The 18,633-nt window shown below is 69.8% G+C and carries 13 protein-coding genes and 1 pseudogene; 9 read left to right on the top strand and 5 right to left on the bottom strand.

Annotation, left to right across the window (positions count from 1 at the left end):
• Positions 1 to 22: 22 nt before the first annotated feature.
• A complete protein-coding gene (locus tag HNR28_RS00165) occupies positions 23 to 1,276 on the top strand; it encodes an HD-GYP domain-containing protein (RefSeq protein WP_052355554.1) in 1,254 nt (417 codons plus the stop codon).
• On the opposite strand, the gene HNR28_RS00160 is transcribed toward HNR28_RS00165, so the two are convergent.
• The gene (locus HNR28_RS00160; protein ID WP_052355555.1) at positions 1,266 to 2,510 is read right to left on the bottom strand and encodes an MFS transporter; all 1,245 of its coding nucleotides are present in this window, start codon (positions 2,508 to 2,510) and stop codon (positions 1,266 to 1,268) included. The genes HNR28_RS00165 and HNR28_RS00160 overlap by 11 nt on opposite strands.
• A gap of 25 nt (positions 2,511 to 2,535) precedes the next feature.
• Positions 2,536 to 3,726, bottom strand: coding sequence for an MFS transporter (locus HNR28_RS00155; RefSeq protein ID WP_043679979.1), 1,191 nt, complete (start codon positions 3,724 to 3,726; stop codon positions 2,536 to 2,538).
• A 245-nt stretch (positions 3,727 to 3,971) separates the two neighbouring features.
• Between HNR28_RS00155 and HNR28_RS00150 the strand changes: the two genes are divergently transcribed.
• The 3 genes from HNR28_RS00150 (at position 3,972) to HNR28_RS00140 (ending at position 7,482) form a co-directional block, all read left to right on the top strand.
• On the top strand, positions 3,972 to 5,060 hold the full coding sequence (locus tag HNR28_RS00150; protein ID WP_043679981.1) for a TRAP transporter substrate-binding protein: 1,089 nt from the start codon (positions 3,972 to 3,974) through the stop codon (positions 5,058 to 5,060).
• A gap of 119 nt (positions 5,061 to 5,179) precedes the next feature.
• The gene (locus HNR28_RS00145) at positions 5,180 to 5,791 is read left to right on the top strand and encodes a TRAP transporter small permease subunit (protein ID WP_043679984.1); all 612 of its coding nucleotides are present in this window, start codon (positions 5,180 to 5,182) and stop codon (positions 5,789 to 5,791) included.
• 2 nt (positions 5,792 to 5,793) lie between these two features.
• Positions 5,794 to 7,482: a TRAP transporter large permease gene (locus HNR28_RS00140; RefSeq protein ID WP_043679987.1), complete on the top strand. Its 1,689-nt coding sequence runs from the start codon at positions 5,794 to 5,796 to the stop codon at positions 7,480 to 7,482.
• A gap of 105 nt (positions 7,483 to 7,587) precedes the next feature.
• Here HNR28_RS00140 and HNR28_RS00135 read toward each other — a convergent pair whose 3' ends face one another.
• Positions 7,588 to 10,182, bottom strand: coding sequence for an EAL domain-containing protein (locus tag HNR28_RS00135; protein WP_151023934.1), 2,595 nt, complete (start codon positions 10,180 to 10,182; stop codon positions 7,588 to 7,590).
• 330 nt (positions 10,183 to 10,512) lie between these two features.
• Between HNR28_RS00135 and HNR28_RS00130 the strand changes: the two genes are divergently transcribed.
• Both HNR28_RS00130 and tdh read left to right on the top strand, forming a co-directional pair.
• On the top strand, positions 10,513 to 11,715 hold the full coding sequence (locus HNR28_RS00130; protein ID WP_151023935.1) for a glycine C-acetyltransferase: 1,203 nt from the start codon (positions 10,513 to 10,515) through the stop codon (positions 11,713 to 11,715).
• A 98-nt stretch (positions 11,716 to 11,813) separates the two neighbouring features.
• Entirely contained in the window at positions 11,814 to 12,839 is a 1,026-nt protein-coding gene (gene tdh / locus HNR28_RS00125) for an L-threonine 3-dehydrogenase (protein ID WP_043679991.1), read from the top strand.
• On the opposite strand, the gene HNR28_RS00120 is transcribed toward tdh, so the two are convergent.
• On the bottom strand, positions 12,840 to 13,841 hold the full coding sequence (locus HNR28_RS00120; RefSeq protein WP_043679994.1) for an asparaginase: 1,002 nt from the start codon (positions 13,839 to 13,841) through the stop codon (positions 12,840 to 12,842). It abuts the gene before it with no gap.
• Complete coding sequence (locus HNR28_RS00115) at positions 13,841 to 15,130, bottom strand: Glu/Leu/Phe/Val family dehydrogenase (protein ID WP_043679996.1); 1,290 nt, start codon at positions 15,128 to 15,130, stop codon at positions 13,841 to 13,843. Before HNR28_RS00115 ends, HNR28_RS00120 begins: the two co-directional genes overlap by 1 nt.
• A gap of 264 nt (positions 15,131 to 15,394) precedes the next feature.
• On the opposite strand from HNR28_RS00115, the pseudogene HNR28_RS00110 reads away from it, so the two are divergent.
• The 3 genes and pseudogenes from HNR28_RS00110 to HNR28_RS00100 all read left to right on the top strand — a co-directional run.
• Positions 15,395 to 16,090: pseudogene (locus tag HNR28_RS00110) on the top strand (phosphoadenylyl-sulfate reductase); the annotation flags it as partial.
• A gap of 215 nt (positions 16,091 to 16,305) precedes the next feature.
• Positions 16,306 to 17,217 carry a sulfate adenylyltransferase subunit CysD gene (cysD, locus tag HNR28_RS00105; RefSeq protein ID WP_043679998.1) on the top strand — a complete coding sequence of 304 codons (912 nt, stop codon included), beginning with the start codon at positions 16,306 to 16,308 and terminating at the stop codon, positions 17,215 to 17,217.
• 31 nt (positions 17,218 to 17,248) lie between these two features.
• Positions 17,249 to 18,547, top strand: a complete 1,299-nt coding sequence (locus tag HNR28_RS00100) for a sulfate adenylyltransferase subunit 1 (RefSeq protein ID WP_151023936.1) — start codon at positions 17,249 to 17,251, stop codon at positions 18,545 to 18,547.
• The last annotated feature ends 86 nt before the right edge of the window (positions 18,548 to 18,633 follow it).

Below are 18,633 nucleotides of genomic sequence, written 5' to 3'. Positions count from 1 at the left end.
ACCCGTTTCCTGGAACTCGCCCATGATCAAGAAAGTCCCCGTGTCCCAATTGTGCATCGGCATGTACGTGCATGACCTGGGCGGCTCTTTCCTGGACCACGCCTTCTGGCGCTCGCGTTTCCTGATCCAGAACGAGCGCAAGCTGCGCCGCCTGCAGGAATCGAGGCTGGAATGGGTGCTGATCGACACCAACCGGGGGGTGGACATCCCCACCGCCGAGCTGGCCACCGCCACCGCCGCCGCCGCGCCCGTGCCGCAGAGCGGCTCCCAGGGCGCGCCGGCCGCCCAGGGCGCGGCGCAGCCCGCCGCGAAGGCGGCCGAGGCCGCGCCACCGTCCGCCACGCCGGAGCAGCAGGCCTTCGACGACGCCCGCGACATCCTCGACGGCTCGCGCGAACAGGTGCAGCAGCTGTTCGCCGACGCGGAGCTGGAAGGCAAGATCGACCTGCGGCAGATCGAGGGCCTGGTGCAGGACATGGCCGACTCCATCGAGGGGCATCCGGACGCGCTCACCAGCCTGGCGCGCATCAAGCGCGCCGACCAGTATCTGTACGCGCACTCCGTGGCCGTGGCGGCGCTGATGACCTCGCTGGCGCGGACCCTGGGGCTGTCCGACGAACAGGTGCGCCTGGCCGGCATGGCCGGCCTGCTGCACGACATCGGCAAGGTGCGCGACCCGGACGAGACGCCGGGCAAGCTCGGCCGTCCGATCCAGCCGCCCCAGGAACTGATGCGCAAGCATCCGCAAAGCGGCGCCGAGGTGCTGCGCCGGGATCCGGGCGTGCCGCCCGAGGTCATCGACGTCTGCCTGCACCACCACGAGCGCATCGACGGCAAGGGCTTCCCCGACGGCCTGGCCGGCGGCGACCTCAGCCTGCTCGCCCGCATGGCGGCCGTCTGCAATTACTACGACGAGGTCACCTCGACGCGGCCCTTCAAGAAAGGCTGGGACCCGGCCTTCGCGCTGTACAAGATGCTGAAGTCCGAAGGGCAGTTCGACATGGACGTGCTGGGCGCCTTCGTGCGCACGGTGGGGCGCTATCCGCTGGGCTCCATCATCAGCCTGACGCAGAGCGAACTGGGCCTGGTGGTGGCGCAGAACCCCCATGCGCCCGAGCTGCCCGTGGTCAAGATCTTCTATTCGATCCGCTGGAGCCACGCCATCCCGGAGCGGCGGGTGGATCTGTCCGATCCGGACTGCCCCAGCCGTGTCCTGCCCGTGGTCGCGCCGGTGGACTGGGCCCAGTCGGGCCTGCCCGTGCCGCCTATCGTGTAGCGTCCCGGGGTGTAGCGTTCCGGGGCCGCGTGCGCAGGCCGATCAGGACCGACAGGACGATGCCGGCCGCCGCGAAGGCGGCGGTGGCGGTCCAGGTCCACTGCCAGTCGCCGCCGGCCCGGTTGACCACCCAGGCCACGAAGGGCGGCCCGGCGAACTGCCCCAGGGACGAGCATTGCTGCATCCAGCCGATGGTCGCCGAGGCGGTCCGCGGGGTGGGCGTCAGCGTCAGGCCCAGCACGAACAGGGTCGTGGGCACCAGGCCGCCCATCATGGAAAACACCAGCACGGCCACGAACTGGCCCGAGGCGGGCAGGCCGGCGCCGAAGGCGGCCCAGGCGCACAGGATCATGGTCGCCAGCCCCGTGACCAGCAATTGCCAGGCTGCCACGCCGTGGTGCAGCAGCCGGCCGGCCGACAGGTTGCCGATGGCGTTGGCGCCCGCCACGATGGCCGTCAGCAGCCCGGCCGTCGTGCCGCCGACGCCCTGGGCGGCGTAGATGGTGGGCAGGAAGCCGATCACCGCCATCCACTGGCCCGCGTACAGGCCGAAGATCAGGGCGACCAGCCAGACGTTCACCGACCCCAGGGTGGCGCGCACCAGCTGCGCCACGGAATCGTGGGGACGGCCGGGATCGGCGGCGGGGTCCGGCGGCACCAGGCGCAGGGTGAGCAGCAGGCAGCCCAGGGTCAGCGCCGCCAGCAGCCACCACAGCAGCTGCCAGCTGCCCAGGCTCAGGATCCAGGAGCCCGCCAGCAGGATGACCACGGTGCCCAGCGGCATGTAGCTGCCCCACAGGCCCATGATGCGGCTCAGCCGGTCCGGCGGCACCAGGCGGCGGATCAGCGCCGGGATCGGCATGGCGATCATCAGGACGCCGCAGCCCTCCGCGGCGCGGAACAGCAGCACCAGCAGGCTGGAATCCAGCCAGGCGCCCAGCATCGAGGACACCGCCAGGATGGCCAGGCCGGCCACGATGCAGCGGCGCAGGCCGATGCGTTCGGCCGCCAGCGCCACCGGCAGGCCCAGGATCAGCCCGCCCAGCTGCACCGCCGACAGCAGGAAGCCCGATTCCACCAGGCTGAGCCGCAGTTCGGCCTGCAGCTGGGGCAGGGCCGGCGGGACCTTCCAGATGTGCAGCGCGGCGCACATGCCCACCAGGACCAGGAACAGGGCGGCGCGCACGGCGGCATGGGTCTCGGAGGGGCGAGGTTCGGGGACGGTCTGCGGCATGGGTCGGAGCCTGTTCGTGTGCGTCCTAGGGAGAGGCGGTCCTGCGGGGCAGCCAGCGCCAGAACATCCAGGCGGCGACGAAGCCCAGGGCGCCGATGGCGGTGATGCCGCTGGCGAGCGACAGCGCGGCGGTGAGGGCGGACAGCAGCAGGGGGCCGCCTCCGCCGCCGAGATCGGTGATCAGCCGCCAGATGCCCAGGAAGCGGGTGCGGTCGGCGGGGGGCGAGGCGTCGGCGCCGATGGTCATGATGATGCCCGAGCCGATGCCGTTGCCCACGCCCAGCACCATGCTGACCGCCAGCAGACCGGCGAACCCGGTGGTCCAGGGGATGGCGATCAGGCTGACGCCCATGATCAGCATGCAGGGCAGGGCCACCCACAGGCGCCCGCGCAGGTCCATGATGCGGCCGGCCGGATAGAACAGCAGCATGTCCACGCCGCCCATGATGCCGTAGATCAGGGCGGTCGCCGTGGCGTCCAGGCCGATCTGGTCGGCCCACAGCGGGATGACGATCTGGCGGCAGGAGCGGATCGCCGAGACCAGCGCCGTGGCCACGCCCAGCGTCAGGAAGACGCCCGCGTGCACGCGGGCCAGGCTTGCGAGGGACAGGGGCGGGGCGCTGCGGTTCACGGCGCGGTCGCGCGGTTCGAGGTCGGGGATGGTGAAGGCCAGGATGCCGGTGCCCACGAAGGCCAGGATGGCGGCCCAGTAGGCGCCCGGCAGGTCCATCAGGTGGATGAAGCCGGCGGCCATGAAGGGGCCCGCGAACAGCCCCACCCGCATGGTGCCCCCGAGGGTGGACATGGCGCGCGCGCGCATGGTGGCCGGCACGGCCTCGATCAGATAGGTCTGGCGCGCCAGCAGGAAGACGGAGCTGGCCAGGCCGATCATCAGGACGCCCAGGCCCAGCACCCAGGGGGAATGGGCGACCAGGCACAGGGCCAGTGCCGCCAGGCTGAAGACGGCCGCGCCGATCATGGCGTGGCGTTCGCCGTAGCGGTTGGTCAGCATGGCGGCCGGCAGGTTGGCCATCATCGAGCCGATGCCGATCAGGGCCACGATCAGCCCGGCCTGCGCCGAACTGGCGCCCAGATCGCGGGCGCTCAGCGCGAGGACGGGGTAGATGGCGCCTTCGCCCAGGCCAAAGAGCAGGGAGGGGCCGAACGCCGGGATGGCGATCCGGGCCAGGCTGAAGGAATCGGAAGAGGGTGGCACGCCGACGGGTCGTGATGACCAAATCGGCATTGTCGCATACGGGGCGCGGAAATGCCCGGAAAGGGCCTGCGTAGGTGGGTTTCCCTATTGCTCTCGTGGAAATTGGCAGATTCAATCGGGAAAAACACTAGGCGTTATTACTGATTGCGGGATCCTTGAGGTTTCGTGCATCATGCACGCGCTCTCGTCCGTTTACAAAACGGCACATCTCAACGGTTTACCAACCAACTTAGGGGCTCTCTCTCATGCAACGTCGTTCCTTCCTCAAGAAGGCTGCCCTCGGCGCGGCCGCTGGCGGCGCCACCCTGGCCGCTCCCGCTTTCGCTCAGGAATCACCCGCCATTTCCTGGCGCCTGGCATCCAGTTTCCCCCGCAGCGCCGACGCCATCTATTCCGGCGGCGAAAACGTCGCCAAATACGTCTCCGAGGCGACCGGCGGCAAGTTCCAGATCCGCGCCTTTCCCGGCGGCGAGATCCTCCCCGCCCTGGGTGTGCTCGACGGCGTGCAGAACGGCACGGTCGAATGCGGCCATACCGCGTCCTACTACTACTTCGGCAAGGACCCGGCCCTGTGCTTCGACGGCGCCGTGCCCTTCGGCCTGAACACCCGCCAGTACAACGCCTGGGTGCGCCATGCGGGCGGCCTGCAGGTGCTGCGCGAACTGTTCGCCAAGTTCAACATCGTGAACTTCCCGTGCGGCTACACCGGCACCCAGATGGGCGGCTGGTTCCGCAAGGAAGTCAAGACGGTCGACGACCTCAAGGGCCTGAAATTCCGCACGGCGGCCTTCGCCGGCGCAGTCCTGATGAAGCTCGGCGTGGTGCCGCAGCAGATCGCCGGCGGCGACATCTATCCGTCCCTGGAAAAGGGCACCATCGACGCGGCCGAATGGATCGGCCCCTACGACGACGAAAAGCTCGGCTTCCACCGCGTGGCGCCGTTCTACTACTTCCCGGGCTGGTGGGAAGGCACGCTGCAGGTGTCCCTGTACGTCAACAAGGACAAGTACGAAGCCCTGCCCAAGCACTACCAGGCCGTGCTGGACCAGGCCTCCGCCCTGGCGACCAACACCATGATCGCCACCTACGACGCCGAGAACCCCAACGCCCTCAAGCGCCTGATCGCCGAAGGCGCCAAACTGCGCGCCTTCCCGAAGCCCGTCATGGACGCCTGCTACAAGGCCGCCCAGGAAACCTACGCGGAACTGTCCGCCAAGGATGCGGGCTTCAAGAAGATCCACGACGCCTACATGGGCTTCCGCGACCACGAAATCCCGTGGTTCCGGATCGCCGAAGGCAGCTTCGACCAGTACATGGCCTCGGCGGCCAAGTAATCGACGCCTCGTGCCGGCCTGCTTTTCTTGAAGGCCGCTCATGACCGGATCACGCGCCAGCCCCCCACGAGGGGGCTGGCGCGTGTCCGGACGCAACCCTTTTTTCATCGGCTCTCACCATGAATGCACTTCTCGCCCTGTCGCGAGCGATCGACGCCGTCAATCGCCGCGTGGGCCGGGCCGTGACCTGGCTGATCCTGCTCGCGGTACTCGTCAGCGCCACCAACGCGACGGTCCGCAAGCTGTTCAACGTCAGTTCCAACGCCTGGCTCGAACTGCAGTGGTATCTGTTCGGCGCCATCTTCCTGCTGGCGTCCGGCTATACCCTGCTCAAGAACGAACACGTCCGCGTCGACGTCCTGGCCTCGCACTTGTCCCGGCGCACCCAGCTCTGGATCGAAGTGGCCGGCGTGCTGCTCTTCCTGCTGCCCGCCTGCGGGCTCATCATGTGGCTGTCCTGGCCGTTCTTCATGGACGCCTACGTCAACCACGAACAGTCCTCCAACGCGGGCGGCCTGATCCGCTGGCCGGCCAAGCTGCTGATTCCCATCGGCTTCGCCCTGCTGGTGGGCGCGGGCGTCTCGCACCTGATCAAGTGCATCGGCTGCCTGCTCGGCCGCTGCCCCGATCCCCGCGACGTGCACACGGGCAAGTCCGCCGAGGAACTGCTCGCCGAAGAAATCGCCCGCGAGGCGCAACAGCGCGAGGCCGCCTCGCATGAGAGGCACTGACCATGGAAGCATTGTTTCTGGCTTATATGGCGCCGATCATGTTCGGCATGCTGGTGATCCTGCTGCTGCTGGGTTTCCCGGTGGCCTTCTCGCTGGCGGCCAACGGCATCCTGTTCGGCCTGATCGGGATCGACCTGGGCCTGCTGTCCCCGGCCCTGTTCCAGGCCCTGCCGCAGCGCGTGTTCGGCGTGATGGGCAACGAGTCCCTGCTGGCGGTGCCGTTCTTCACCTTCATGGGGCTGATCCTGGAGCGCTCCGGCATGGCCGAGGATCTGCTGGAGACCGTCGGCCAGCTGTTCGGCCCGCTGCGCGGCGGCCTGGCGATCGCGGTCATCCTGGTGGGCGCGATGCTGGCGGCGACCACCGGCGTAGTGTCCGCCTCGGTGATCTCGATGGGCCTGATCTCGCTGCCCATCATGCTGCGCTATGGCTATGACCGCCGCCTGGCCACGGGGGTGATCGCGGCCTCCGGCACCTTGTCGCAGATCATCCCGCCGTCGCTGGTGCTGATCGTGCTGGCCGACCAGCTGGGCCGCTCCATCGGCGACATGTACAAGGGCGCGTTCCTGCCGGGCTTCGCCCTGACGGGGCTGTACATCCTGTACGTCGTCCTGATGGCGCTGTTCCGGCCCAAGCTGGCGCCGGCCATTCCGCCCGAGGCGCGCACCTTCGTCGAGCCCAACGGCGGCCACGGCATTCCCTCGCTGCTGGTGCTGATGGCGCTGGCCGTGGCGATTTCCGTCGGCGGCGTGGAGCTCCTGCTGGACGACGGCGCGCACGTGGACGAGCTGATCGTCACCAGCATCCTGATCTGGGGCGTGGCGGCCTTCGTCATGGCCGGGCTCAACAAGATCCTGCGCCTGGGCCTGCTGTCGCAGATCGCCGAGCGCGTGACCTTCGTCATGATCCCGCCGCTGGCGCTGATCTTCCTGGTGCTGGGCACGATCTTCATCGGCGTGGCCACGCCGACCGAAGGCGGTGCCATGGGCGCGGTCGGCGCGCTGGTGATGGCCATGATCAAGCGGCGGCTGAACTTCAAGCTGCTGCGCCAGGCCATGGACACCACCACCACGCTGACCTGCTTCGTGGTGTTCATCCTGATCGGCTCCTCGGTGTTCAGCCTGACCTTCCGCGGGGTCAACGGCGACCTGTGGGTCGAGCACCTGCTCACCGGCCTGCCGGGCGGCGAGATGGGCTTCCTGATCGTGGTCAGCATCCTGACCTTCTGCCTGGCCTTCTTCCTCGACTTCTTCGAGCTGGCCTTCATCATCGTGCCGCTGATCGGGCCGGTGGCGGACAAGATGGGCATCGACCTGATCTGGCTGGGCATCCTGCTGGCGGTGAACATGCAGACGTCCTTCATGCACCCGCCGTTCGGCTTCGCGCTGTTCTACCTGCGGTCGGTGGCGCCCAAGGAAGACTACCAGGACCGGGTCACCGGCAAGACCATCGCCAAGGTCACCACCGGCCAGATCTACTGGGGCTCGATTCCCTTCATCGTGATCCAGATCGCCATGGTCGTCCTGGTGCTGCTGTACCCGGGCATGGTCACCCACTACAAGGCCGACCGGCCCCAGGTCAACATCGAGGACGTCAAGCTCGACATGGGCAACTTCGGCGGCTATGGCGCCGGGGCCGAGGGCGAGACGCCGGCGACCTCGGACCAGGACTACAACAACATGTTCAAGTAGGGCGCTTCGCGCCCGTCCGGCCCCGCTGCGGCGGGGCGGGCGCCCGTTCCTCAGGCCCGGCAATCGAACCGCCGGGCCTTTTGTTTTGCCCGTTCCCCGAGGCCCTCAGGCCGGGCCGCCGGCCTCGTGCCGGCGCCGCGTGCGCACCACGTCCAGCCAGGCTTCCAGCGGCATGGGGCGGGCCAGCAGGTAGCCCTGCAGGGCGTGGCAGTCGTGCTCGAACAGGAAGCGGGACTGCGCCTCGGTTTCCACGCCCTCGGCGACCACGCGCAGATTGAGCTGGTCGGCCATGGCCAGGATCAGCTGGACGATGGCGATGCTGTCGCTGTCGTTCGGGATGTCCTGGACGAGGCTCTTGTCGATCTTCAGTTCGTACAGCGGCAGGCGCTTCAGGTAGGCCAGGTTGGAATAGCCGGTGCCGAAGTCGTCGATGGAAAAGCGGATGCCCAGCAGGGACAGCGCCTGCATGCGCCGGGCGACGGCCTGCATGTCCTGGATCAGCACGCCCTCGGTGATCTCGAAGATCAGCCGGTTGCCGGGCACGCCCTTGCTTTCCAGGGTGTCGCGGACGTATTCGGTGAACTGCGCCTCCATCAGCTGCCGCGGGCTGACGTTCAGCGACAGCGGGTAGGTTTCGCCCAGTTCCCGCAAGGCGAGCAGGGCGTCGCAGGCGAACTGCAGGGACCAGGCGCCCAGCAGGCTGATGAGGCCGGTTTCCTCGGCGATGGGGATGAACAGGGCGGGCGAGACCGGTCCGCGGGTCGGGTGGGTCCAGCGGGCCAGCAGTTCGCCGCCGGTGACGCGCCCGTCGTGGCCGAACTGCGGCTGCACGTGCAGGGTGAGGACGGGCGTGCCGATGGCCTGCAGCAGGTCCTGCTCCAGCCAGAGCCGCTGCTCGACCTCGGATTGCAGGCCTTCCTCGTAGAACGTGACCTGGTTGCCGCCGTGCTGCTTGGCGCGGTGGGTGGCCATGTCGGCCTCGCGCATCACGGTGTCGGTGGTCTGGCTGTCGGCCTGGATCAGGGTCAGGCCGATGCTGGCAGTGACGTAGGCGGGCCTGCTCTGGATGGAGAACGCGCTGTTGCAGATGGCGAGCCGCACCTTCTCGCCCACGTGCATGGCGTTGCGCGCCGCGTCGTTGACGTTGCCGCCCAGGCCGTCGAGCAGCACGACGAATTCGTCGGCGCTGACGCGCGACACCAGGTCGCGGTCGCGCACGCTGGTGCGCAGGCGGTCGGCGATGCCGCACAGCACCTCGTCGCCGGTGGCGTGCCCTTGCATGTCGTTGATCCGCTTGAAGCCGTCCAGGTCGATCAGCAGCAGGGCGCCGATGGAGCGGCCCTGCCGGGCGGACTCGATCATCTGCGCCAGGTGCGCCAGCGCCGTGCGCCGGTTGGGCAGGCCGGTCAGCGTGTCGTAGACGGCCAGGTGGTGGGCGGTCTCCTCGGCGCGCAGGCGTTCGGTGATGTCGGTGGAGACCGTGCAGATGGCTTCCAGCGCGCCGTCCGGGCCGCGCATGGGCGCCTTGATCGCCAGGAAGGTGCGGGGCTCGCCGTGCGGCGGCCGGATGGTCATCTGGCTCACGCTGCGTTCCCGGGTGTCCACCACGGCCTGGTCGTTGCGGTGGATGCTGGCCAGGGAATCGGCGTCCTTCAGAGTGTCGTCGTCGCGCAGGCCGATCAGCCTGCCCTCGGCCACGCCGAGGAATTCCTCGTGCTTGCGGTTGGCGAAGGTGTAGCGGAAGTCCAGGTCCTTGATGCTGACCGAGGCGTCGATGGCGTCCAGGATCGCGTCCAGGCGGCGTTCGGTGCGCCGCAGGCGCTGCCGCTGGCGGCTCATCTGGATGCGCAGCAGCAGCGTGATGGCCAGGGTCAGCGCCAGCAGCGCGCTCAGGCCGGCGATGATCCAGACGCCGTGGCGGCCCAGCAGGGACAGGGACTGCGGCAGGCGCCAGCCGTCCAGGGTGCGGTAGTAGAACGATTCGGGGTCGGCCTGCCAGGCGCTGAGATGGCGGTCGATGGCCGCCAGGACCTCGGGGTGCCGGCCCTTCGGCATGGCGTAGTAGGCCTGGGTGGGCTGGAAGACGATGGGGGTGGCGACGAGCTGGTAGGTGTGCGCCAGCATCCCGCCGATGTAGAAGTCGGCCGCCACGGCGTCGCTCAGGCCGGACTGCACCCGCTGGAAGCCGGACTCCAGGTTCTGGACGGCGTCGGCGCGGGCGTCGATGTCCAGGCCCGAGAAGGTCGTCTTCAGGTAGTCCTGCTGCGTCGAGCCGGCCAGGACCGCGATCGACCGGCCTCCCAGGTCCTGGATCGAGCGCAGGGCTTGGCCCGGCCGCGCGTAGACCTGGGACCAGCTGTGCAGCGCGGGAACGTGATGCAGGCCGAAGGTCTCGGCGCGTTCCAGGGTGTAGTAGACGTCGGGCAGCAGGTCGATCCTGCCCTCGGCGAGCAGGCGCATGCATTCCTCCCAGGCGCAGGCCTGAGTGCGGATCTTCCAGCCTTCCTGGCGGGCGATCTCGTTCAGCAGCTCGCCCAGGATGCCGGCCGGACGGCCGTCGCGGGCGATGTAGACGTCGGGCTTCTGGTCGTAGATGCCGACTTCCAGCGTCAGGGCGCGCGCGGCCGGCACATGCATGCCCAGGCACAGCGCCAGGGCTGGCAGGAGGATGCCGCGGTGCGTGCGGTCGCGAGAAGCCATAGGATTCGGTCCGATGTCCGGATGGGCCGCGCACGGCCATCCCCATGGCGGGAGGAGATCCGGCGCGCCCCGGCATGAGGCCAAAAGAGGACATCATAGTGCCGCGCGGACGAGGGCAAAGTGTTGCACAGCCCGCAGGATTGTCATCAGTTGTCGAGATTGTGAACAATTCCGAAATGCCGGCGGCCCCGCGCGCGCGGGTCGTGTGCGGGACGTGTATGGGACGTGTATGGGGCGTGTACGGGGCCGCCGGTTGCGTCGATGCGCGGCCGGCGGCGTACAATGCCGGCACGCTTTCCCATTCCGATATATTCCCCCAAAAGGTGGATCATGTCCCAGCGATTCCTTGCGGATGCGCGCGCCCGGATCGGGCAGCTGCGCGAAGACGGCTTCTACAAGTCCGAGCGCGTCATCGCCAGCCAGCAGTCCGCGCGCGTGCGGCTGGCGGGCGGCGCCGAGGTGCTGAACTTCTGCGCCAACAACTACCTGGGCCTGGCCAACGATCCGCGCCTGATCCGGGCGGCCGCCGAGGGCCTGGCCGCCGACGGCTTCGGCCTGGCGTCGGTGCGCTTCATCTGCGGCACCCAGACGGGCCACAAGGCCCTGGAAGCCGAACTCGCCCGCTGGCTGGGGATGGGCGACGCCATCCTGTATTCCAGCTGTTTCGACGCCAATGGCGGCCTGTTCGAGGCCCTGCTGGACGAGCAGGACGCCATCGTCAGCGACGCCCTGAACCACGCCAGCATCATCGACGGCATCCGCCTGTGCAAGGCGCGCCGCTACCGCTACGCCAACAACGACATGGCCGACCTGCGCGCGCAGCTGCAGGCGGCGCGCGATGGCGGGGCGCGGCACGTCATGATCGCCACCGACGGCGTGTTCTCCATGGACGGCATCGTCGCCGACCTGGCGGCGATCTGCGATCTGGCCGACGAATTCGACGCGCTGGTGATGGTGGACGATTCCCACGCCGTGGGCTTCATGGGCGCCGGCGGGCGCGGCACGCCGGAGCATTGCGGCGTCGCGGGCCGGGTCCACATCCTGACCGGGACGCTGGGCAAGGCGCTGGGCGGGGCCTCGGGCGGCTACGTCGCGGCCGACCCCGTGGTCGTCGAGCTGCTGCGCCAGCGTTCGCGCCCCTACCTGTTTTCCAACACGCTCGCACCGGCCATCGTGGCGGCGTCCCGGCGGGTGGTCGAGCTGCTCCAGGACGACGAAGGCGCGGAACTGCGCGCCCGCGTGCACCGCAACGGCGCGCACTTCCGCCGCGAGATGCAGGCGCTGGGCTTCGACCTGGTGCCCGGCGAGCACCCCATCATCCCGGTGATGCTGGGCGACGCCGCCCTGGCCGGCCGCATGGCCGACGCCCTGCTGGAGCAGGGCATCTACGTGATCGGCTTTTCCTATCCGGTGGTGCCCAAGGGCCGCGCCCGCATCCGCACCCAGATGAGCGCGGCCCACGCGCCCGAGGACATCGACCGGGCCGTCCAGGCCTTCGCCCGCGTCGGGCGCGACCTGGGCGTCATCGGCTGATCGAACGTTTTTTGCCGCCGGGCCGCCCCAAGGCGCAAGCGCCCCCCTCGGGGGGCAGCAAGCCGAAGGCGCGGCGCGGCGTATTTTATGGAGTCTCCATGAGAGCCTTGGCCAAAACGCAGCCCGCCGCCGGGCTGGAAATGGTGGATGTCCCGAAACCCGTCATCGGGCACAACGACCTGCTGATCCGCATCCGCAAGACCGCCATCTGCGGCACCGACATCCACATCTGGAAATGGGACGACTGGGCCGCGCGCACCATCCCCGTGCCCATGCACGTCGGCCACGAATACGTGGGCGAGGTCGTGGAGATCGGCCAGGAAGTGCAGGGCTTCCGCATCGGCGACCGCGTCTCGGGCGAAGGCCACATCACCTGCGGCCACTGCCGCAACTGCCGCGCCGGCCGCCGGCACCTGTGCCGCAACACCCAGGGCGTGGGCGTCAACCGCCCCGGCGCCTTCGCCGACTACCTGGCGATCCCGGCCTTCAACGCCTTCCGCATCCCGGACGACGTGTCCGACGACCTGGCCGCCATCTTCGACCCCTACGGCAACGCCACCCACACGGCGCTGGCCTTCGACCTGGTGGGCGAGGACGTGCTGATCACCGGCGCCGGCCCGATCGGCGCCATGGCGGCGGCGATCGCGCGCCACGTGGGCGCGCGCAACGTCGTCATCACCGACGTCAACGACTACCGCCTGGACCTGGCCGCCCGCATGGGCGCCAGCCGCACGGTGAACGTGGCCCGCGAGGACCTGCGCGACGTGATGCGCGAGCTGGGCATGACCGAGGGCTTCGACGTGGGCCTGGAAATGTCCGGCGTGGCCAGCGCCTTTTCCTCGATGCTGGACCAGATGAACCACGGCGGCAAGATCGCCATGCTGGGCATCCTGCCCGACGGCGTGGGCATCGACTGGAGCCAGGTGATCTTCAAGGGCCTGGAGATCAAGGGCATCTACGGCCGCCAGATGTTCGAGACCTGGTACAAGATGGTCGCCATGCTGCAAAGCGGCCTGGACCTCTCGCCCATCCTGACGCACCGCTATCCGGTGGCGGACTTCCGCCAGGGCTTCGAGGCGATGCTGTCGGGGCAAAGCGGCAAGGTCGTCCTGAGCTGGGACTGATTACAACCGCCGCAGCAGGTCGCCGATCCCGGCGCGGTCCATCCCGCGCGCCAGCGCCAGGCGCAGCGCGATGCGCGCCTGCAGGGGATTGAGCGCATGGGCCGCCAGCGGGCCGCTGGCGCCGGAATCCGTGACCAGGCCGTCCGGCACCCGGCTGGCGCGCACGCAGACCAGCCCGCGGCGGGCCGCCAGGGCGCAGCCCTGCGCGGCGGCCGGGCTCAGGCTGCCGTTGCCCATGGCCGCCACCACGATGCCGCGCGAGCCGGCCCGGATCGCGGCGGCGTAGGGATGGGCGGGCGCGTCCTGGTAGTCCAGGACGATGTCCACCGGCGGCAGGGCACGCAGGCCGGCCAGGGAAAATTCCGCCGTATCGGGCAGGTCGGGGCGCAGGACGTAGCGCACCTGGCCGTCGGTGACCGCGCCCAGGACGCCCGCGCCGTCCGCGCCGAAGGCATCCACCCGGGTGGTGTGGCGCTTGGCCGCATGCCGCGCGGCGACGATGCGGTCGTTCATGGCCACCAGCACGCCCCGGCCGCGGCTGGCCGGATCGGCCGCCGCCAGCAGGGCGTTGACCAGGTTCAGCGGCCCGTCGGCGCTCAGGGCCGAGGCCGGGCGCATGGCGCCGACCAGCACCACGGGCTTGGGGCTGCGCACCGTCAGGTGCAGGAAGAAGGCGGTTTCCTCCAGGCTGTCGGTCCCGTGGGTGACGACCACGCCGTCCACGTCCGCGGCGCGCGCGTGGCGTTCCACGGCGCGCGCCAGGCGCAGGACCCGGGCGGTGGTCAGTTCCCGGCTGTCCACGTTGAACGGCTGCTCGCAGCGGATGTCGGCCACCTCGGCCGCGCCGGGGATCGCCGCCAGCATGGCCTCGATCCCCTGGGTGACCCGGTAGCCGGTCAGCGTGCGGGCGTCGCCGGCCGTGGCGGCGATGGTGCCGCCCGTGCCGATCAGGACCAGGCGCGGCCGCGCCGGACGCGGCCGCATCGGGGCGCGTGGCTGCATCAGGGATACAGGCCGCGCACCTGGCGGGCTTCGAGGATGCGGGTGCAGGCCACGATGAAGGCCGCCGTGCGCAGCGACACCCCGTGCTGGCGCGCGACGCCGGACATGGCGGCGTAGGCGGCGCGCATCATGGCTTCCAGGCGGTGGTTGATTTCCTGCTCCGTCCAGAAGAAGCTGGAGAAGTCCTGCACCCATTCAAAGTAGCTGACCGTGACGCCGCCCGCGTTGGCGACCACGTCCGGGACGATGACCGTGCCCTTGGAGGAAATGATGTCGTCGGCCTCGGGGGTGGTCGGGCCGTTGGCGCCTTCGACCAGGATGCGGGTGTGGATCAGGTCGGCGTTGTCGCGGGTGATCTGGCCTTCCAGGGCGGCCGGGATCAGGATCTCGGTCTCCAGCGACCAGAATTCCTTGGGGCTGAGCGTCTGGGTGTCGGGCGCGCCCGCCACGCCGCCGTGTTCGCGCACGTAGTCGAACAGGGCCAGGACGTTCAGGCCGTTGGCGTTGTGGACGATGCCGGTGTGGTCGTAGACCGCGACGACCTTGGCGCCGGCTTCCTGGAACAGGCGCGCGGCGGTGCCGCCCACGTTGCCGAAGCCCTGGATGGCGATGCGCGCGCCCTTGATGTCGATGCCCGATTCGCGCGCGGCCTCGCAGGCCGTCACGTACACGCCGCGGCCCGTGGCCTCGACGCGGCCCAGGCTGCCGCCCAGCGAGATCGGCTTGCCCGTCACCACGCCGGTGGTGGTGGCGCCTTCGTTCATGGAGTAGGTGTCCATCATCCAGGCCATGATCTGGCCGTTGGTGTTGACGTCCGGCGCGGGGATGTCCTTGTTGGGGCCGATGATGTCGTGGATCTCGCTGGTGTAGCGGCGCGTGATGCGTTCGAGTTCGCCCTGCGAGTGCTTGCGCGGGTCGATGCGGATGCCGCCCTTGGCGCCGCCGAAGGGCAGGTTGACGGCGGCGGACTTGACCGACATCCAGGCCGACAGGGCCATGACTTCGGACAGGGTCACGTCCTGGTGATAGCGCACGCCGCCCTTGCCGGGACCGCGCGAGGTGTTGTGCTGCACCCGGTAGCCCTCGAAGTGGGCGACCGAGCCGTCGTCCAGTTCGACCGGCACGTCCACGATCAGGATGCGCTTGGGACGCTTCAGGGTTTCGACCCAGCGCGCCAGGGAGCCCAGGTAGGGCGTGACGCGATCGACCTGTTCCAGATAGATGCCCCAGGGGCCGGGGTGGGCCGGATCCAGGTAGGAAGGCAGGACTTGGGAAATAGGTTCGGGCATGGTATGCGACCTTTTTGGTATGAGGTATGAGTGCAGAACGGACAGGGACATACTACCGGCCCCATTTTAGTGCCGCCGCGGCGTTCTGTGTCCGGAGCCGGGCGCCGCCGCGCCGACCGGTTATATCGAATCAACGTTTTTTTCGTTCCGCCGGCCGCGGCCGCGGAGCACACTGGATGCTTCCGCCGGCGGGAAGCCGGCTTCGTCCATTGGAGAAGAACCGTGCCGCCGACACCGCCGCTCCCGCCGACGCCGCTCGCGCCGTTGTCTCCGTCGTTGCCTGCGCCGCTGGCGGCGCGCTGGCAGGCCCTGCTGGCCGACCTGGCGCGCATCGCGGACGCGCATCCGGATGCGCTGCTGGCCTCGTCCATGGGGGTCGAGGATACCCTGCTGATCCACGCCGTGGCGCAGCTGCCCCGGCCGCTGGAAGTCTTCATGCTCGACACCGGCCGCCTGCACGCCGAGACCCTGGCCATGGTGGACGTCGTGCGCGCGCGCTACGGCATCGAGGTGCGCGTGATGCATCCCGATCCCGAGGCCGTGCGGGCCCACGTGGCCGCGCACGGCGAGTTCGCCTTCTACGAAAGCGTGGAATTGCGCAAGGCCTGCTGCGGCATCCGCAAGGTCGAGCCGCTGCGCCGCGCGCTGGCGGGCCATGCGGCCTGGATCACCGGCCAGCGGCGCGAGCAGTCCCTGACGCGCGCCGAACTGTCCGAGACCGAATGGGACGACACCTTCGGCCTGCGCAAATTCAATCCCCTGGCCTCCTGGACGGCCGACGAGGTCTGGGGCGTGGTGCGCGCGCTGGACGTGCCCTACAACCCGCTGCACGACCGCGGCTATCCCTCGATCGGCTGCGAGCCCTGTACGCGCGCCGTGCGCCCCGGCGAGGACCCGCGCGCCGGCCGCTGGTGGTGGGAGCAGCGCGACAGCCGCGAATGCGGCCTGCACGCCGGCAACCTGCGCGCGGCCGGACGGCCGGGGGTGCGCCCGCGCGACCCCCTCCCGGCGGACGCCGCGGGCCCCACGGCTACCGCGGACACCACGGCTACCGCGGACACCACGGCCGCCAGGGCCATCACGGACCCCCTGGATCCCCCGCGCTCCACGGACACCCCGAACACCCCGGACACCCCGAACACCACGGACACGGACATCACGGAAGCATCGACATCATGAGCACCGCCCTTCTCGCCCGCACCCACCTCGACTGGCTGGAATCCGAGGCCATCCACATCCTGCGCGAGGTCGCCGCCGAGTGCGCGCGGCCCGTGCTGCTGTTCTCCGGCGGCAAGGACTCCTGCGTGCTGCTGCGCCTGGCGGAAAAGGCCTTCCGTCCGGGCCGCTTCCCCTTTCCCCTGATGCACATCGACACCGGCCACAACTTCCCCGAGGTGATCGCCTTCCGCGACCGCCGCGCGGCCGAACTGGGCGAGGAGCTGATCGTGCGCGGCGTCGAGGACTCGATCGCGCGCGGCACGGTGGTGCTGCGCCACGCCAACGATTCGCGCAACGCCGCCCAGGCCACGACGCTGCTGGAGGCGATCGCCGAATTCGGCTTCGACGCCTGCATCGGCGGCGCCCGCCGGGACGAGGAAAAGGCCCGCGCCAAGGAACGCATCTGCTCGTTCCGCGACGAGTTCGGCCAGTGGGACCCCAAGGCCCAGCGGCCGGAGCTCTGGAACCTCTACAACACCCGCGTGCATCCGGGCGAGAACATCCGCGTCTTCCCGATCTCGAACTGGACCGAGCTGGACGTCTGGCAGTACATCGAGCGCGAAGGCCTGGACCTGCCCTCGATCTACTACGCCCATGAACGCGAGGTCGTGCGCCGCAGCGGCCTGCTGGTGCCCGTCACGCCGCTCACCCCGCCGCGCGAGGACGAGCCGGTCGAGCGCCTGAGCGTGCGCTTCCGCACGGTGGGCGACGTGTCCTGCACCTGCCCGGTGGCGTCCACGGCGGCCACGCCGGCCGCCATCATCGCCGAGACGGCGGTCACCACCATCACCGAGCGCGGCGCCACGCGCATGGACGACCAGACCTCCGAAGCGTCGATGGAACGGCGCAAGAAACAGGGCTACTTCTGACCGGCCGGCCCCAGACCAAGGAATCCCCACCATGAACGCAATCAACGAACAATGGCAGGCGGCGCCGGAAACCAGCGTGCTGCGCCTGATCACCGCCGGGTCCGTGGACGACGGCAAATCCACCCTGATCGGCCGCCTGCTCTACGACAGCAAGGGCGTGTTCGCCGACCAGCTCCAGGCCATCGCGGGCTCGAAGTACACCCGCGCGCCCGACAGCGAATTCGACCTGGCGCTGCTCACCGATGGCCTGGAGGCCGAGCGCGAGCAGGGCATCACCATCGACGTGGCCTACCGCTATTTCGCCACGCCGGCGCGCAAGTTCATCGTCGCCGACGCCCCCGGGCACGAGCAGTACACGCGCAACATGGTGACGGGCGCCTCCACGGCCGACGCCGCCGTGATCCTGATCGACGCCAGCCGGGCGAGCGACGGCCGGCTGCTGCCGCAGACCAAGCGCCACAGCACCCTGGCCCGCCTGCTGGGGCTGCGCCACATCGTGGTGGCGGTCAACAAGATGGACCTGGTCGGCTGGGACCGCGCCGTGTTCGAGCGGATCCACGCCGCCTACCGGGACCTGGCCGAGCGCCTGGACATCCCGGCCTTCCACATCGTGCCGCTGTCGGCCCTGACGGGCGACAACGTGGTGCGGCCCAGCGAGCGCACGCCCTGGTACCAGGGGCCGCCGCTGCTGTCGCTGCTGGAGTCGCTGCCGGTGGATTCGCTGGACACCGAAGACCAGGCGCGCTTCTTCGTCCAGTGGGTGATCCGCCACAACGGCAGCGGCCCCGACGCCTTCCGCGGCTACGCCGGCCAGCTGCGGGGCGGCGCCTGGCGCGTCGGCGACGCCGTCCAGGTGCTGCCGAGCCGCGAATCCGCCCGCATCGCCGGCCTGCTGCGCGGCGCGCAGCCGGTGGACCAGGCCCTGCCGGGCGACAGCATCACGGTGGTGCTGGACCGCGACATCGACCTGTCCCGGGGCGACGTGCTGGTCGACGCCCAGGCGCAGCCGGCGCTGGAACGGGACTTCGAGGCGGACCTCTGCTGGCTGGACCAGCAGGCGCTGAATCCGGCGCGGCTGTACTGGCTGAAGCAGGGCACCCGCCTGACGCAGGTCCGCGTCCAGGCCGTGCGCACCCGGCGCGACATCCACGAACTGCGCTCGGTGGACTGGAACGGCACCCTGGCCATGAACGACATCGGCCGCGTGCAGCTGCGGGCCCGCGATCCCCTGGTGCTGGACGACTACGACGCGCAGCGCGCCACGGGCGCCTTCATCCTGATCGACACCGCCACCAACCAGACCGCGGCGGCGGGACTGGTGCGGCGCTGAGCGCGGCGGGGACCGCGGGCCGATGCCTTGAGCGCGGGGCAGGGGCCCGCCGGCCCGCACCCGCCGCGCCCGCCGACCCGCGCCCG

Source organism: Castellaniella defragrans, from assembly GCF_014203015.1.
GTDB lineage: Bacteria > Pseudomonadota > Gammaproteobacteria > Burkholderiales > Burkholderiaceae_B > Castellaniella > Castellaniella defragrans.
The sequence above is the reverse complement of the archived record's forward strand: the minus strand, read 5'-3'. Positions and strand labels throughout refer to the sequence as shown.

Excerpts from the sequence above, each read along its gene's own strand:
- HNR28_RS00150 (WP_043679981.1), top strand. The coding sequence starts at position 3,972 with ATGCAACGTCGTTCCTTCCTCAAGAAGGCTGCCCTCGGCGCGGCCGCT.
- HNR28_RS00145 (WP_043679984.1), top strand. The coding sequence starts at position 5,180 with ATGAATGCACTTCTCGCCCTGTCGCGAGCGATCGACGCCGTCAATCGC.
- HNR28_RS00120 (WP_043679994.1), bottom strand. The coding sequence starts at position 13,841 with ATGCAGCCACGCGCCCCGATGCGGCCGCGTCCGGCGCGGCCGCGCCTG.
- HNR28_RS00135 (WP_151023934.1), bottom strand. The coding sequence starts at position 10,182 with ATGGCTTCTCGCGACCGCACGCACCGCGGCATCCTCCTGCCAGCCCTG.
- HNR28_RS00165 (WP_052355554.1), top strand. The coding sequence starts at position 23 with ATGATCAAGAAAGTCCCCGTGTCCCAATTGTGCATCGGCATGTACGTG.
- HNR28_RS00115 (WP_043679996.1), bottom strand. The coding sequence starts at position 15,130 with ATGCCCGAACCTATTTCCCAAGTCCTGCCTTCCTACCTGGATCCGGCC.
- HNR28_RS00160 (WP_052355555.1), bottom strand. The coding sequence starts at position 2,510 with ATGCCGCAGACCGTCCCCGAACCTCGCCCCTCCGAGACCCATGCCGCC.
- tdh (WP_043679991.1), top strand. The coding sequence starts at position 11,814 with ATGAGAGCCTTGGCCAAAACGCAGCCCGCCGCCGGGCTGGAAATGGTG.
- HNR28_RS00140 (WP_043679987.1), top strand. The coding sequence starts at position 5,794 with ATGGAAGCATTGTTTCTGGCTTATATGGCGCCGATCATGTTCGGCATG.
- HNR28_RS00100 (WP_151023936.1), top strand. The coding sequence starts at position 17,249 with ATGAACGCAATCAACGAACAATGGCAGGCGGCGCCGGAAACCAGCGTG.
- cysD (WP_043679998.1), top strand. The coding sequence starts at position 16,306 with ATGAGCACCGCCCTTCTCGCCCGCACCCACCTCGACTGGCTGGAATCC.
- HNR28_RS00130 (WP_151023935.1), top strand. The coding sequence starts at position 10,513 with ATGTCCCAGCGATTCCTTGCGGATGCGCGCGCCCGGATCGGGCAGCTG.